This window comes from Denitraticella aggregata, from assembly GCF_048158365.1.
In the GTDB taxonomy this organism is placed as follows: domain Bacteria; phylum Pseudomonadota; class Gammaproteobacteria; order Burkholderiales; family Rhodocyclaceae; genus Azoarcus_F.
In genome coordinates this window covers 109,973-125,640 of record NZ_JBLLNL010000003.1, presented here as the reverse complement: position 1 = coordinate 125,640, position 15,668 = coordinate 109,973, and the positions used below count along the sequence as shown (strand labels likewise).

The 15,668-nt window shown below is 63.2% G+C and carries 16 protein-coding genes and 1 tRNA gene; 15 read left to right on the top strand and 2 right to left on the bottom strand.

The features are described from left to right. Positions 1 to 68 precede the first annotated feature (68 nt). From ACKVEX_RS05475 to ACKVEX_RS05450, 6 genes are all read left to right on the top strand, one after another. On the top strand, positions 69 to 1,202 hold the full coding sequence (locus ACKVEX_RS05475) for a phage major capsid protein (protein ID WP_473214690.1): 1,134 nt from the start codon (positions 69 to 71) through the stop codon (positions 1,200 to 1,202). Positions 1,203 to 1,507: 305 nt separating this feature from the next. Then, positions 1,508 to 1,699: a hypothetical protein gene (locus ACKVEX_RS05470; protein ID WP_473214689.1), complete on the top strand. Its 192-nt coding sequence runs from the start codon at positions 1,508 to 1,510 to the stop codon at positions 1,697 to 1,699. 32 nt (positions 1,700 to 1,731) lie between these two features. Beyond that, on the top strand, positions 1,732 to 3,708 hold the full coding sequence (locus tag ACKVEX_RS05465; RefSeq protein ID WP_473214688.1) for a phage tail tape measure protein: 1,977 nt from the start codon (positions 1,732 to 1,734) through the stop codon (positions 3,706 to 3,708). Positions 3,709 to 3,904: 196 nt separating this feature from the next. Then, positions 3,905 to 4,027, top strand: coding sequence for a hypothetical protein (locus ACKVEX_RS05460; RefSeq protein ID WP_473214687.1), 123 nt, complete (start codon positions 3,905 to 3,907; stop codon positions 4,025 to 4,027). A 303-nt stretch (positions 4,028 to 4,330) separates the two neighbouring features. After that, positions 4,331 to 4,501, top strand: coding sequence for a hypothetical protein (locus tag ACKVEX_RS05455; RefSeq protein ID WP_473214686.1), 171 nt, complete (start codon positions 4,331 to 4,333; stop codon positions 4,499 to 4,501). A 573-nt stretch (positions 4,502 to 5,074) separates the two neighbouring features. Further along, on the top strand, positions 5,075 to 5,389 hold the full coding sequence (locus ACKVEX_RS05450; protein WP_473214685.1) for a DUF2335 domain-containing protein: 315 nt from the start codon (positions 5,075 to 5,077) through the stop codon (positions 5,387 to 5,389). Between the two features lie 256 nt (positions 5,390 to 5,645). Here the strand turns inward: ACKVEX_RS05450 and ACKVEX_RS05445 are convergent. Both ACKVEX_RS05445 and cobA read right to left on the bottom strand, forming a co-directional pair. Beyond that, positions 5,646 to 5,721: transfer RNA gene (locus ACKVEX_RS05445), tRNA-Thr, on the bottom strand. 27 nt (positions 5,722 to 5,748) lie between these two features. Further along, positions 5,749 to 6,687, bottom strand: a complete 939-nt coding sequence (gene cobA, locus ACKVEX_RS05440) for a uroporphyrinogen-III C-methyltransferase (protein WP_473214684.1) — start codon at positions 6,685 to 6,687, stop codon at positions 5,749 to 5,751. A gap of 201 nt (positions 6,688 to 6,888) precedes the next feature. Between cobA and ACKVEX_RS05435 the strand changes: the two genes are divergently transcribed. The 9 genes from ACKVEX_RS05435 (at position 6,889) to nirJ (ending at position 15,531) form a co-directional block, all read left to right on the top strand. Continuing rightward, positions 6,889 to 8,541: a cytochrome D1 domain-containing protein gene (locus ACKVEX_RS05435; protein ID WP_473214683.1), complete on the top strand. Its 1,653-nt coding sequence runs from the start codon at positions 6,889 to 6,891 to the stop codon at positions 8,539 to 8,541. 382 nt (positions 8,542 to 8,923) lie between these two features. Next, entirely contained in the window at positions 8,924 to 9,526 is a 603-nt protein-coding gene (locus ACKVEX_RS05430; RefSeq protein ID WP_473214682.1) for a NapC/NirT family cytochrome c, read from the top strand. A gap of 33 nt (positions 9,527 to 9,559) precedes the next feature. Then, positions 9,560 to 10,444 carry an ethylbenzene dehydrogenase-related protein gene (locus ACKVEX_RS05425; protein WP_473214681.1) on the top strand — a complete coding sequence of 295 codons (885 nt, stop codon included), beginning with the start codon at positions 9,560 to 9,562 and terminating at the stop codon, positions 10,442 to 10,444. A 210-nt stretch (positions 10,445 to 10,654) separates the two neighbouring features. Then, positions 10,655 to 11,017, top strand: coding sequence for a c-type cytochrome (locus tag ACKVEX_RS05420; RefSeq protein WP_473214680.1), 363 nt, complete (start codon positions 10,655 to 10,657; stop codon positions 11,015 to 11,017). Next, complete coding sequence (locus ACKVEX_RS05415) at positions 11,017 to 12,204, top strand: cytochrome D1 domain-containing protein (protein WP_473214880.1); 1,188 nt, start codon at positions 11,017 to 11,019, stop codon at positions 12,202 to 12,204. The genes ACKVEX_RS05420 and ACKVEX_RS05415 overlap by 1 nt, the downstream gene beginning before the upstream one ends. Positions 12,205 to 12,206: 2 nt before the next feature. Continuing rightward, positions 12,207 to 13,253 carry a siroheme decarboxylase subunit beta gene (ahbB, locus tag ACKVEX_RS05410; RefSeq protein ID WP_473214679.1) on the top strand — a complete coding sequence of 349 codons (1,047 nt, stop codon included), beginning with the start codon at positions 12,207 to 12,209 and terminating at the stop codon, positions 13,251 to 13,253. After that, on the top strand, positions 13,246 to 13,770 hold the full coding sequence (locus ACKVEX_RS05405) for an Lrp/AsnC family transcriptional regulator (protein ID WP_473214678.1): 525 nt from the start codon (positions 13,246 to 13,248) through the stop codon (positions 13,768 to 13,770). Before ahbB (ACKVEX_RS05410) ends, ACKVEX_RS05405 begins: the two co-directional genes overlap by 8 nt. Continuing rightward, positions 13,770 to 14,261 carry a siroheme decarboxylase subunit beta gene (gene ahbB / locus ACKVEX_RS05400; protein WP_473214677.1) on the top strand — a complete coding sequence of 164 codons (492 nt, stop codon included), beginning with the start codon at positions 13,770 to 13,772 and terminating at the stop codon, positions 14,259 to 14,261. The genes ACKVEX_RS05405 and ahbB (ACKVEX_RS05400) overlap by 1 nt, the downstream gene beginning before the upstream one ends. Before the next feature lie 64 nt (positions 14,262 to 14,325). Next, positions 14,326 to 15,531, top strand: coding sequence for a heme d1 biosynthesis radical SAM protein NirJ (gene nirJ / locus ACKVEX_RS05395; protein WP_473214676.1), 1,206 nt, complete (start codon positions 14,326 to 14,328; stop codon positions 15,529 to 15,531). Positions 15,532 to 15,668 lie beyond the last annotated feature (137 nt).

Sequence of the window (15,668 nt, the reverse complement as noted above, 5' to 3'; positions counted from 1 at the left end):
CTCCAATCGGAATTCACGTCCTGCCCAGTAGGATGATGACACCACATCACCGCACCTGAGAGCCCACCATGCCGAGCACCACGAACCCCTATGAACCCCACGTCAAAGCGCTGATCGAGCGCCACGCCAAAGACGCGCAAGCGCTGGCCGGCCTGACACGCCAGACGCCGCCGATGTACTCGATCACATCCGCCCTCAGCGATCTCTTGAACAAGACCCGGTCTACAGAGGGTTGGGGCGTCAAGGAGTTGTCGAGTTCGATCGTCGAGCAGTGGGGCACTCAATCACGCGGGCTGCTGATCCCATTCGACAAGCTACTCTCGCGAGACCTGTCAATGACTACCAGCGCGAGCGGGGGTGCCCTGGCGAGTGAATACTTTACCGGCGGCATCATCGACGCCGTCCGCCCCGCTTCTGCCGTGCTCGCCGCCGGCGCAACCGTGATCGAGGGCATCCGAGGCTCCAAACTCATAATCCCCCGATGGGACGACACCACCACGCTTGCTTGGGTTGGTGAATCCTCACCGGCACCTGCCACGGTGCCCTCATTCTCGCAACTGGTCATCGTCCCTCGGACCTTGTGCGCAACCGTCACCGTCAGCCACCAGCTGATCCGTGATGCCACCTTGGCCGGCGGTTTCGAGTTCGCCTTGCGTGAGCAACTGCTCCGCGCTGCGATGTCAGAGATCGACCGTGCTGCCCTCGCCGGAAGCGGTATCGACGCGGAGCCCCTCGGGCTCCTCAACAATGCCGATGTGGGGGTCGTCAGCCTTGGCACTGACGGCGGGCCATTGACCTGGGCGAAACTCGCCGAGATCGAGGACACGATTGCGAGCGCAAACACCGAAACCACCTCGACGAGCTGGATCACGAACTCGGCTGTCCGCCGCAAGCTGCGCAACACCGCACGCGGCACGGGGCTTGATTACATATTGACAGGAAATGATCTGATGGGGCGCCGTGCCATCGTCAGCGAGCACATGCCAAACAACTTGTCGAAAGGCGGTGGGGGCAACTTGTCTGCAGCCGTGATGGGTAACTTCACCGACATCATCATCGGATTCTTCGGACCTCCCGCGATGGATGTCATCATGCACCCGCGCAACTTCAACGAGGTCAAGATCACCGCCTTCGTCGAGGTCGGAGTCGGCGTTCGTCGAGTCCAATCTTTCGCGATCTGCAAGGACATCGTCACCACATAATTGGCCGGCACCGGGGGACGAAGGGGCCGGCCGGCGGTTTCCTGTGGCCGCCTGTCATCCCTCCCCCAACCGAATCTCCAGGGGCGAAAGGGGCGCGGCGTGCCCCGACAATTTCAGCGCCGCGCAATCGCACCGGGCGAGACTGCAGGCCATAGCCCGGAAGCGTCCCGACCCATGGCCAGCACCGGGCAAGCCGCTGCACTTGCACGCACCCCCACCGGACCTGCGGGTTTGATGATTTCACGCGGAGCAAGGGAGCGCACCCCACCGACCGGCCAGTTTGCACCACGCACGAGGATGAAGCGATGCTAACCACGATCCAACCGGGCTCCGACCCAATGTTCCACGGCAGCAAGCTGCGCGTGCTCGCCAATGTGTTCGCCTCTGGGCGGCCGCTCGATGCCGGCCGAATCTACACGGTACCCGATGAAGTCAGCCTCGCAGACTCCGAGGAACTCACTCGAATCGGACGCGCCGAGCCCGTGAAAACCGCGTAGCACACACACTGCCGCCGACTGGAGTACGGACAATGAGTACACCCACCACAACCCGCATCGTCATCACCGCAGACGACAAGACCCGCGCAGGCTTCGCCTCGGCGAAACGTGGCATGCACAGTCTTGGCGCCGAGGCCGCAGCACTTGGCAAACGTCTAAGCATTGCCGGCGCAGCCGGGGCAGCCAGCGCAGCCGCTGGACTGGTGGCGATGGTCAACAGCCAGCGCCAGGTCTTCGACGAGCTCGCCAAGCTGTCGCAGAAAACCGGCCTTGCGGTCGAGGATCTATCGCGCCTTCAGTTCGCCGCCGAGCTTTCCGGCGTTTCGAACGACCAACTCGCCACCAGTTTTCGCACCCTGTCTCAGCGCATTGCCGACGCGGCTAAGGGCACCGGCGAGGCCGCCGAAGCTTTTCGGGCGATGGGTGTCGACGTCAAGGGCACCGATGGTTCGCTGCGCAATCAGAACGACGTGCTGCGCGATGTTGCGGACCGTTTCGCCTCGTATAAGGATGGCGCCGAGAAGTCGGCGCTCGCGCAGCGCCTGTTCGGCAAGGTCGGCGCGGAGTTGATACCGCTGCTCAACCAGGGTGCGGATGGACTGCAGAGTATGGCGGACGAGTCTGACCGACTCGGGCGCACAATATCTGCGGAAACGGCCCGGGCGGCCGAGCAGTTCAATGACAACATTACCCGCCTCAGCGCCAGCCTTGAGGGGTTGAGCAACCTCATCGCCGGTCCCGTCATCCGTTCTCTTGCCGACATGAGCACCGAGATGCTGCGGGCCGCGCAGGATGGCGAGACGATCATGGGCGTCTTCGAGCGCGTGTTGCGTGGCGGGGTCGTGGGCAACCGTTCCGATCTGGTTGGCGCGGCGCGAGACATCGAAACGCTTACCGAGCAGTACAACAGACTCAAGCGTGAGATCGCCCCCTATGATGCCAGCGGGCAAAGCGCACCGGACTATCTGCAGGCACGCCTAGGCCGCGTGTCGGCTGAGCTGAAGTTGGCGCAGAGCAACTACCAGAAGTTCGTCGACGACCTCAACAAGTCCGCGCGTACTGCTGCATCCCTGACCGCACCGGTGGTAGGTGGTACGGTGGCTCCGCGCGGAGCGGCTGCGGGCCGTGTCATCAACGCGCAGGAGCGCATCTACGAAGCCGTGCAACGACAGATTGCCGCGCTGGAGATGCAAGCCGCTACGTTCGGCGTAGCCGAGCGCCAGGCCACGCTTTACAAGTTGTCGATCGAGGGTGCAACCGATGCGCAGATTGCGAGCGCAGATGTGTTGCTGCGCGAACTGAACGTTTTGCGGCAACGCGCCGACGAGCAAAACCGGTTGAATGCTCTACTGGACGCCACCCCAACCGCCCAACTCGAATCATTGCGCGGCGAAATGCTGTTGCTTCAAAAAGCGTTTCTGGCTACCGACATCACTGCCGAACAGTTCGTCGAAGCCGCACAAACCCGACTTGGGACGCTGCCGGAAAACGTCAAGCAAGCCGCCGATCAGATGACGGTCTTCGCCGACCAGGCCGCGCGCAACATGCAGACCGCGTTCGCGGATTTCCTGTTTGATCCGTTCGAGGACGGCGTCGAAGGGATGGTTCTTGGATTTGTCGATTCGATCCGACGCATGGCGTCCGAACTGCTTGCATCTCAATTGCTGAACCTGCTCGGCACGAGCCTTTCCGGGCAGGGCGGGTTCCTTGGCACGCTGGGCACGGCGCTGTCCGGCATCAAGCCCCGCGCAGCAGGCGGCCCCGTATCGGGCGGATCGACGTACCTGGTGGGCGAGCGCGGCCCGGAACTGTTCGTTCCCCGAAACAGCGGCTCGATCGTCCCAAACAACAAGCTGCAGTCCGCGCAGCCGTCGCAAAACAACATCCGCATTGTCAATACGATTGATCCTGCGTTCGTTGGCGACTACATCGCCAGCCCGTCCGGGGAACAAGTCATCCTTAACGTCATCCGCCGCAATCCGGGCGTGATGCGTAGCGTGGTGGCCTGACGACAATGACCAAAGCTGAAATTCTCGCGCGCCTCATGATGTGTGACGGCGCCAAGCTGCAAGGCCGCAATCTGTCCGCCCTGGCGAGTGAGATCGAGTCTCGCGCCAGGGGCAGCGACCACGCGATTGAGGCGACACTAATCCGACTTGGTTACGACGCCCGGCGACTCGTGCATGGGCCAGCGATCCGAAGCCGATGATGGACCTAAAGCGCAAGCGACAGCGGACGATCCGGTTGATCGAGTCGCGCGGACTGCGCCTCGACCTGATCCAGCTGGACGAACTCGACCCGCGCGCTCGCACCCGAAACCGCGAGTAATTCCCGCGGCGTCTCCGGCCGTCGATCCTGCATCGCACAATGCCAACCACAAGCCTAAGCAAGAATCGGGGCCTCGCTTGTGCAGCATGGCAAATACGACAATGGAGGGAAACTTGCTTTAGTTGTCGCGGTGCTGCACGGCAACACGTCGCCGCCGCTACAAATCTGCCTGAAGCCCGCTGACGGTCTCCGCCACGTCGAGGCGCCCGACGTATCGACTACCCTCGACGGTCGGCACCTGGGCCGATCTGGCGCTACCGCCGCGCCGAGGCGTTCGACCAGCAGAAGAAACTCACAGACGCGATGATCAAGGAAATCCAGGCCCGCACCGAAGCCATGCAACGGGGCGACGCCATGATCCAGATCGACGGCGCCGGCCTACAGCCACACCTCGAGGCTTTCATGTGGGAAATTCTCAGAGCGATACAGGTAAGGGTGAACCAGGACGGCTACGAAATGCTGCTCGGAGCCTGACCCATGCTGAACACCAGCAACCATCGCGTCCGGGCGCTGCTCGCGATCATCAGACGCAGAGGCCTGCACCTGGAGCAGCACGCAACGTATGTTCGCGTGAGCGGTCCAGTCGCTGAACGATCAACTTGGGACACGAACGGCGGGAGAGGGGCTGTGATGGTCCCGCAGAGATCCGAACGTTTTCCACACACACTCACACTTTCTACCACTTATCCACAGCGGATTCCGGGAAACGATGGTAGATTCGGTGTGTCAAACAGGAGCCGCCGAAAAGAGCGGCTTTTTGCACGACAAGGAGAGTAATCATGGAATCAATTCGAGAACGCCGCAAACGGGCGTTCTGGGCTGCGTTCTGGAGTGCAGTTTCGTCCCCGGCCGTGCTGTTTGCTGCCGAGCCCACAAGAATCACAAGAGTTGAGCCGCCTTCAGGCGGAGCGCGTGACGCCATGCGCGGCGACTGGATAAGGATTGGAGACGATTTTGCCCGTGTCATCGCCTGCGAAGAAAGGGCGTCCAACCCCAAGCATTAAGCGACCGCCTACCCACTCGGTTTCGACCGCGTGGCAAGGCCCGTTGCCACCCCCCGAGGCCGTCCAGAAGTTCGACAACATTGTGGCTGGAGGTGCCGAGCGCATCTTCCGGATGGCGGAAAAAGAGCAAGAGCACAGGATCAAGTCCGAAGCCGACGCGCTTAAAGTCAACTCAGCCGCAACCCTGGCCGAGATTGAGGCGGCGCGTCGGGGGTCATGGATGGGGCTTCTCGTGTCCGCCATGGCGATAGGCGGTGCAATCTTTGCGATCTATGCCGACGCGCACCCTACCGTTCCGATCGCGCTTGTAAGCGTGCCCGTCATGGGCGCGGTGCGAGCGCTTATTACACGACGCTGACTCACCCACCCCCAGCAACAAACCGCAACCCGCCCAGAGCGGGTTTCTTGTGCCTGGCCGATGACCGGGCGCGAATGGCGCACGGGCTTATCTGATGGCGTGGTGGGCGTGTTTGTTGATCGGCTGGTGCGGGTACTGAACACTTGATGCACTTTCACAGTGGGTTACATGCATCGCTGCGGGTTACATGGGGGTTACACGGCACCCAAGAAGCAAGAAGCCCGGTCTGTGTAACCGGGCTAAGTCATTGATTCCTTGGTGCCGACAATCTGACTCGAACAGATGACCTACCGCTTACAAGGCGGTTGCTCTACCAACTGAGCTATGCCGGCGCGGGGCGGATTATAGCGCATATGCTTTCATGCGCTACTGGCGCTCCCGAGCACGGCGTGGCTCACCCGCTCGTACATGTCGACCACCGAGCCGATCACGATCAGCGACGGGGTGCGCAGGCCGGCCTCGCGGGTCAGTTCGGGCAGCGTGGCGAGCGGGCTGGTGACGATGCGCTGTCTCGGTGTGGTCGCCGCATGCACCACTGCGGCCGGTGTGCTCGCCGGCAGGCCGTGCGCGATCAGTTCCCGACAGATGATCTCCAGCGCGCCCATGCCCATGTAGATCACCACCGTCTGGTGCGGGCGCGCGAGGGCCTCCCAGTCGAGGTTGACGCTGCCGTCGCGCAGGTGACCGGTGGTGAAGGTCACCGTCTGCGCATGATCCCGGTGCGTCAGTGGAATGCCGGTGCTCGCCGCCATGCCTGAGGCCGCCGTGACGCCGGGCACGATCTCACAGGCGAAGCCGGCCTCGATGACATCCTCCATCTCCTCGCCGCCACGTCCGAAGATCAGTGGGTCGCCACCCTTGAGCCGGACCACATTGAGTCCCTGGCCGGCGAGGTCTACCAGCAGGCGGTTGATCTCGTCCTGTGGCAACGCATGATTACCGGCCTGCTTGCCGACATAGATGCGGCGCGCATCCGGCCGCGCCAGATCGAGGATGCCCTCTCCGACCAGATTGTCATAGACCACCGCATCCGCCTCCGCGATGCGGCGCGCCGCGCGCACGGTCAGCAGTTCCGGGTCGCCAGGCCCGGCCCCGACCAGACAGACGCGCCCGCGTGGCGTGCTGGCGTTGGTCTGTAGTGGCCCGTCGTTCTTTTCACCGTTGGTAGAGGGTGTTCTCGCTGTCATGAAGTCAGGCGTGTAAGGCGCATGCCGTGAAAGCAGGGCCGCCGATGGATCGAGTGATGCGGTGACCTGCCCGGGCGTGCGGCAGAACAGGGTTTGGGTCGGGGCATTCATCGCGATTCCTTTCGCCGGTAGCTTGAGACGGACTGTAGCAGTGCGAAGGAATGGCTGAACTTGACGCAGGTTAAAGAAACCATGTCGCCATGGGGAGAAAGTATGCACTGGCCAGGGCAAGTCTTCACGTGTGACTTACATGTGCGCGGGCTGACCGGTCCTGAAAGATGCCACTTTCGGCAATTCAGAGGAGATACAAACATGAAAGTGAGACCCAAGCTTCGCAAAAGCTACGCTTCCGTCCTCGCCAGCTTGCTGGTAGGCGGCATGGCGGCGTTTGGTGCGACTGCGCAGGCGCAGGATGCGCCCACGCTGTCCTCGGAGCAATTCGACCGCGCCAACCTGCTGTACTTCCAGCAATGCGCCGGCTGTCACGGCGTGCTGCGCAAGGGCGCGACCGGCAAGAATCTCGAGCCGGAGAACATGCTCAAGCTCGGCCAGCAGCGTCTCGAGCGTATCATCGCGCTGGGTACCGAAGGCGGCATGAACAACTTCGACAAGATCTACTCGGCCGAAGACATTTCGCTGCTCGCGACCTACATCCAGATGACGCCGCCGGTTCCGCCGGAAATGTCGCTCGCGCAGATGAAGGAGAGCGTCAAGCGTCACGTCGAAATCGCGGACTATCCGACCAAGCCGATGCACGACCGCAACTGGAAGAACTTCTTCCTGGTCATCGAGCGCGACCACGGTTCGGTTTCGGTCATCGACGGCGACAAGTACGAACTGGTCGCACGTATCCCGACCGGCTACGCGGTGCACGTGCTGAAGACCGTCGAGAAGAACAAGGCGATCGCACATCCGAATCCGGAAGAGATCGGCCGCTTCTGGTACACGATGGGTCGTGACGGCAAGATGACCAAGATCGACCTGTGGCAGGTGCCCGAGAAGATGCTGGTCGCCGAAACGCAAGTCGCGTATGACGCGCGTGACGTCGCCGTGTCCGGTGACGGCAAGTACGTGATCGGTGGCGGATACTGGCCGCCGCACTTCGTGATCTTGGATGCGAGCACGATGGAGCCGCTCAAGGTGGTGTCGGCACGCGGGGTCAACATCGATGGCGAGTATGTCAACGAAGCGCGCGTTGCCGCGATCTACGACACGCCGCTGGCGCCGACCTGGCTGGTCAACATCAAGGAGCTGGGGCAGACCTGGCAGGTCGATTACACCGACATCGACAACCTGCGCATCGAGATGATCGACAACTCGAAGTTCCTGCATGACGGCTTCTTCGATCCGACCGGTCGTTACTTCCAGATCGCCGCCAACGCGTCGAACCAGATGGCGATCATGGATACCGAGACCCGCAAGCTCGAGGCCCTGATCGACACCGATCTGCGTCCGCACCCGGGTCCGGGGGCGAACTGGATCGATCCGACCTGCGGTCCGGTGGGCGGCACGCCTCACCTGGGCGTCGGCAAGATGACGGCCTGGGGCAACGATCCGAAAGGCAACAAGGATCACGCCTGGAAGATCTGCTACGAAGTCGAGACCGACGGTCCGGGGCTGTTCATCCGCACCCATCCGAAGAGCGACTATGTGTGGATCGACCAGACCCTGCACCCCGAGCCTGAAGTTCAGCAGTCGATCAAGGTCATCGACAAGAAGACCCGCGAGATCGTGAAGACGATCCGCCTGACCGAACAGAAAGGTCAGGTGGCGGTGCACTTCGAGTTCAGCGAAGACGGCTCCGAAGTCTGGGCGTCGGTCTGGAACCGCGGTGACAGTCTGCAGCCGAATGGTTCGATGATCGTGTTCGATGCCAAGACGCTCAAGGAGAAGGGACGTGTCGACGGGCTGTATGCGCCGACCGGCAAGTTCAACGTCTATAACCGTACCAACCACGTGACCTGATCCAGGTCGGTTGCAAGCAAGCGGGGCCTTTCGGGGCCCCGCGCTGCTACACGGTGGGCTGGCGTCGATCGGAGAGCAGCATGCAACGAGACGCGACGACGAAGCGAATCGTCCTTGCGAGTCTTGCATTGAGCCTGAACACGGCGTGTGCCGGAAGAGGACATTCGCACGCTGGTCGGCTGGATGTTGATGCTGGACAAGGAATCATGGAGCAAATAGCGGCGTAATGACCACTACGCGGCGACGGTAAGTCGGCCCAACGCGGGTCGATACACCAGTAACGAACAAGTCTTGAATGCCGAGGGCCCCTCTAGGGTTTCGGTGAGGTCACCCGGGCCAGCAGGCGCGTGGTGTGAGTGAATAAACGGACAAGAGCAGGAAAATGGACAAGCAGACGCCCGAAAAAACCGGTGGGTTATTCAGTCGACTCAAGAAGCCGAGTACCAAATACTCGCTGGGTGGTCTGCTGATCGTCGGATTTGTGTTGGGGATTCTTTTCTGGGGCGGCTTCAACACCGCGATGGAATATACCAACACCGAGAAGTTCTGCATCTCTTGCCATGAGATGCATGACAATGTGTATACGGAATACAAGAACACGATCCACTACAACAACCGCACCGGTGTGCGTGCGGTATGTTCCGACTGCCATGTGCCGCAGGAGTGGGGTCCGAAGATGATCCGCAAGATCCAGGCCTCGCGCGAGGTATGGGGCAAGCTCACCGGCACCATCAACACGCGCGAGAAGTTCGTCGAGAAGCGCCTGGAACTTTCACGTCGCGAATGGAAGCGGATGCTCGCCAACGACTCGCTCGAGTGCCGCAACTGCCACAGCCTGGAGAGCATGGACAGTGCAAAGCAGGCAACACGTGCCGCTCGGCAGCATGAGCGTGCGCTCGCCGATGGCACGACCTGCATCGTCTGCCACCAGGGCATCGCGCACGAATTGTCCGATGCCATGACCGACGAAGACTATTTCAACTGAACGAATCGATTTCCGTCTGTGGAGGACCGACCCATGAAGAAGAACCTGATCACCACCTCGATCGCCCTGCTGTTCGCCGCCCCGACCCTGGCGCTGGCGGCGCCACCGGCCGACTGGAGCGCCGTCGACGCGACTGAAATCATCCTCTTCTATCCCGGCGTGTCGCCGATGGAATGGATCACCGGCGACATCCGCGTCGATCGCGTGCGCCACGGTGGCGGACGTGCCTTCAAGCAGGGTGACACCTGTGCCGACTGCCACTCGGACGAGGCTGCGGCAATGGGCGCCAGAATCGTGTCGGGCGAGAAGCTCGAGCCGACGCCTATCCCGGGCAAGGCGGGTCATGTTCCGGTCAAGGTGCAGGCCACCCATGACGGCGAGATGCTGTACCTGAAATTCACCTGGCAGCAGCCGCCCGCGTCTCAGGGCGCCAAGATGGACGAGGCGAATCCGGTCAAGATCGCGTACATGCTGGATGCGGGCAAGGTCGAGACGGCCGATCTGAGCGGCTGCTGGGCCAGTTGCCACGGCGATTCGCGCATGATGCCGGAAGGCGCGGACGACAAGACCAAGTACGTGAAGGACGGCTCGCTCGCGAGCGGCGTGTATTACGATCTGGCGCAGTGGCGCAGCGGCGAGAACAAGGCCTACGACGGTTACGTCGCGGACAAGCGGGTCATGGAAGGCGGCTCGGCGCTGGTCAGTGCCGAGGGCACGCAGGACGGCGACAACTGGACCGTCGTGTTCACGCGCAAGCTCGCCGGCGGCGAGGGCGACGTGAGCCTCGAACCGGGCAACAAGTACAACTTCGGCTTTGCGATCCACGATGGCCATACCGCCGGACGTTTCCACTACGTGTCGCTGGGTTACACGCTGGGCCTGGACGCCGAAGCGGACATCACCGCCAAGAAGCAGTAGATTCATGGCCGATACGGCGGGCGGACATCCGTTCCGCCGTATCGGGTCGCTACATGCCGGGGCGCCCCTGACGGACAGGGCCGCCCCGGTATGCTTTTCGTGCCGCCATCTTCCGAACCCCGCACGGTCGTGGGTTGATACCTGTCAAGGTTCCGGCGTGCGTTCCTCTCTAAGCTTCCCGTCATTCCACTGCGTTTCAGGAGAAAGGAGATGAATCTCCCGCCGGTCGTCATCCATGTCACCGTGCTGCTCGGAGCCGCGCTGCTGGCAGCATTCACCGCCGAGGCCAACGAGGCTGCGGCGCCTGCGCTGGAACGACAGGACCAACTGATCAAACTGGTGCGCCAGGAATGCGGCTCCTGTCACGGGCTCACGCTCGCGGGCGGACTCGGTCCGCCGCTGCTGCCCGAAACCATGGCCGACAAACCGCTCGACTCGATGGTCGCGACGGTGATGAACGGCCGTCCCGGCACCGCGATGCCCGGCTGGTCGCGCTTCATGGACGAATGCGAAGCCACATGGATGGTCGGTGCATTCGCCGAAGGTTTTCCGGAACTGAAGGGAGCTGAATGATGCGTTATGGATTGACTCTGGCGACCCTGCTGTCCGCGTCGCTGCTGGCCGGCGGTGCGACGCAGACGCTCGCGCAGGACCCGGTGCGCGGAACCGGCGACCTCGGACTGGTGATCGAGCGTGCGACCGGACAGGTCGCGGTGGTCAGCACGACCGAGCGGGAGCGCATCGCGAGCGTTCCGGGGCTGGGCGACCTGTCGCATGCCCATGTGACCTACTCGCGTGACGGTCGCTATGGCTATGTGTTCGGACGCGACGGCGGGCTCACCAAGGTCGACCTGCTGCTCGGGCGCATCGACAAGCGGATCATCCAGGCCGGCAACTCGATCGGCGGTTCGATCTCCCAGGACGGACGCCTGATCGTCGCGCAGAACTACGAGCCGGGTGGCCTCAAGGTCTTCGATGCGGACACACTGGAGCAACTGGCCGAGGTGCCGGCGGAGTACGCCCCGGGGCTGCGCTCCAAGGTGGTCGGTCTGGCCGACATTCCGGGGCAGCGCTTCGTCTATGCGCTGTTCGACGCCGGCGAGATCTGGGTGACCGATCTGAGCGACCCGCGCAATCCGACCACCGAACGCTATCCGGCCGGACGCCAGCCCTACGACGGACTGGTGACGCCGGATGGACGTTACTTCATCGCCGGCCTCTTCGGCGAGGATGGACTGGCCATGCTGGACCTGTGGCATCCGGAGCGCGGCACGCGCAAGATTCTGGAGGGTTACGGGCGCGGCGACGAACCGCTGCCCGTGTACAAGATGCCGCATCTGCGCGGCTGGGCGGTGGCCGGTGGTCATGCCTATCTGCCCGCGATCGGTCGCCACGAGGTCCTCGTGGTCGACACCCGTGACTGGAGCGAGGTCGCACGCATTCCGGTGCAGAGCCAGCCGGTGTTCGTCATGGCGCGACCGGACGGGCGCCAGGTGTGGGTGAATTTCGCCTTTCCGGACAACGGCAAGGTGCAGGTCATCGACACGCTTACACACCAGGTCATCGACACGCTGTCGCCGGGGCGTGCGATCCTGCACATGGAGTTCACGCCGCGTGGCGAGAACGTGTGGGTGTCGTCGCGGGACGACGACAAAGTCGTTGTGTACGATACCGAGAGCCGTCAGGTCGTCACCGAGTTGCCCGCGGCCAATCCCAGCGGCATCTTCTTCACGTCGCGCGCCGCGCGCATCGGATTCTAGCCATGCAGGGCCACGCGATTGCGAGCAAGGACTTTCGCCTGCTCAACGACTGGCAACGCGATTTTCCGCTGGTCGAGCGTCCGTTCGCGCTGCTCGCGCGGCAGGTGGGCGTCACCGAACGAACCGTGCTCGAGCGCTTCGAGCGCTGGCAGGCCGACGGGGTGGTCAGTCGCATCGGCGCAGTGTTCGCGACCGGGCGCGTCGGGGCGAGTGCTCTGGCGGCACTCGCCGCGCCACCGGAACGCCTCGCCGAGGTGGCCGCCAAGGTCAGTGCCGTGCCCGAGGTCAATCACAACTACGAGCGCGAGCATCGCTTCAATCTGTGGTTCGTGATCACTGCGGCAGATGCACGCAGGTTGGACGCGGTCGTCGAGGAGATCGAATCGGCAACCGGATGTGACGTCATCGTGCTGCCGATGGAGGAAGCGCATCACATCGATCTCGGCTTCGAACTCGACCGCCCTGGCAGCGACGCCCCGGATGGGGGGGCTGCGACCAACCGCCCCCGCTCGGGCCGTCGCTGCGACGACTTGAGCGCTTCGGTCGAAGGCCCGTGCGCGCTGGCGGGCATCGAGCGATTGCTGATGCGCGCGCTGCAGTCGGGTTTGCCGCTGGTGCCGCGCCCCTACGACGCGCTGGGCCAGGGTATCGGCCTCAGCGGTGCGATGGTGCGCGATACGCTGGACGGCTGGCAGGCGAGCGGCGTGCTGCGTCGCTTCGGCGTCGTGGTACGACACCATGAACTGGGCTATACGGCCAACGCGATGTGCGTGTGGGACGTCCCCGACCATAGGGTCGAGGCAGTCGGGCGCCTTCTCGGCGACCAGACCGGAGTCACGCTGTGCTATCGGCGCCGGCGTGCGTTGCCACACTGGCCTTACAACCTGTTCTGCATGATTCACGGCAAGGCGCGCGACACGGTACTCGACACGCGCGACCGCATTGCGAAAGAGCTCGATCTGGACGTATGGCCGCATTCCATCCTGTTCAGCGGACGGCGCTTCAAGCAGCGCGGGGCATGCTATCTGCCGGAGCAGGTCGATGCGTGACACATCCGCGACCCCACAACCGGATGCAGGCGCGATGCCTGCGGACGCTGCATTGCGTCACGCACCCGCGCAACTGGATGGCATCGACCGCGCGCTGATCAACCAGGTGCAGGGGGGGTTTCCGCTGTCCGAGCGGCCGTTTGCCGACGTCGGATCGCAGCTCGGCCTGAACGAGGACGAGGTCATCGCGCGCGTGGGGCGGCTGCTCGATGATCGGGTGCTGACCCGTTTCGGACCGATGTTCCAGATCGAACGGGCCGGTGGCGCGTTCTGCCTCGCGGCGATGGAAGTGCCCGAGGCCGACTGGTCGCGGGTCGTCGCGCAGGTCAATGCCCACGCCGAGGTCGCGCACAACTATCGGCGCGAACACCGGCTCAATATGTGGTTCGTGCTCGCGACCGAAGGGCCCGATGAGATCGAGCTGTGCGCACGCGCGATCGAGGCCGAAACCGGTATCCCGGTCCTGCTGTTTCCGAAGGAGCAGGAGTACTTCGTCGGCATGCAACTGGAGGTGTGATGAGCATCGACACGATCGATCGCCAGCTGATTCGCGCGACCCAGGCCGGCCTGCCGCTGGTGCCTCGGCCTTATGCCGACATCGCGCAACGGCTGGGCATCGCCGAGGCGGACGTGCGTGCGCGGCTGCAGGCGATGCTCGCGAGCGGCGTGATCCGTCGCATCGGGGCGGTGCCGAACCATTATGCGATCGGCTATGTGGCCAACGGCATGAGCGTGTGGGACGTGGATGACGCGTCCGTCGACGCGGCCGGAGAATGCATCGCTGCGCTGCCCTTCGTGACCCATTGCTATCGCCGTCCGCGCCATCTGCCGCTGTGGCCCTACAATCTGTTCGCGATGGTCCATGGTCGCGACCGTGACGCTGCCCGGGTGCATGTGGCCGAGATTCGTCACGTTCTGGTCACGCGCTTTGCCGGCGCGTTGCGTTCGCACGACGTGCTGTTCTCGTCAGCCATCCTCAAAAAGACCGGCCTGCGCCTGCGCAATTGACCGGGGTCATTTGCATCCGGCGGGTGGCGGGTTGTAATCGAGTCATTCTTCCAAGGCCACGCTCATGTTCCGAATCTCCCAGTTCATCCGAGAACTCGATCAGCCCACACCGGCCGGACCGCGCCGCAACCCGCCGGGTCCGGTCGTCATCTGGAACCTGATCCGGCGCTGCAACCTCACCTGCAAGCATTGCTATTCGATCTCGGCCGACACCGATTTTGCGGGCGAACTGTCGGGTGACGAGGTCTTCCGCGTCATGGACGACCTGAAAGCCTTTCGGGTCCCGGTGCTGATCCTGTCGGGCGGCGAACCCTTGCTGCGGCCGGACATCTTCGACATCTCGCGCCGCGCCAAGGCGATGGGCTTCTACGTGGGTCTGTCGACCAACGGCACCCTGATCGACGAGACCAATATCGACGCGATCGCGGACATCGGTTACGACTATGTCGGGGTCAGCCTGGACGGCATCGCCGACACGCATGATCGCTTCCGTCGCAAGGCCGGCGCGTTCGACGCGTCCATGGCGGGCATCCGCCTGTGTCACGCGCGCGGCATCAAGGTCGGCGTGCGCTACACCATGACCGAGGACAACGCGCACGACCTGCCGGCCCTGTTGCAGCTGGTCGAGGACGAGAACATCGACAAGTTCTATTTCTCGCACCTGAACTATGCCGGTCGTGGCAACAAGTACCGTGGCGACGACGCGCATCACCGGACCACGCGGCGCGCGATGGACCTGCTGTTCGACACCTGCCTGGACCTTCATCGGCGTGGCATCCACAAGGAGTTCGTCACCGGCAACAACGACGCCGACGGCGTCTACATGCTGCACTGGGTCGCGGCCCGCTTCCCGGACAGGGTGGAGCACATCCACGCCAAGCTGCGGCAGTGGGGCGGCAACGCCAGCGGCGTCAATGTGGCCAACATCGACAATCTCGGCATCGTGCATCCGGACACGATGTGGTGGCATGTGCCGATCGGCAACGTGCGCGAACGGCCGTTCTCGGAGATCTGGAGCGATCTGTCCAATCCGCTGATGGCCGGTCTCAAGCAGCATCCGCGCACATTGACCGGGCGCTGCGGCGATTGCCGTCATCTGGATATCTGCAACGGCAGCTCCAGGGTCAGGGCCGGGCAGATCACCGGCGACGTGTGGGCCGAGGACCCGGCCTGCTATCTCGATGACGACGAGATCGGACTGGCCGAGAGCGCGCGCGGTCGCCAGCGGGTCGAGACCACCCCCTTCATTCCGATCAGGCGCAGTGCGTGAGCGGCGCGCAACCCGGACGAGAGTCACGAAAATGCATATGGTCGCAAACGATTTTTTTACGAAACGGCAATCAAATACGCGATGGCGTGTTCGAGGCCGCAAGGTTGCTCCCTCCCCCTTGAAGGGGGAGGAAGAGT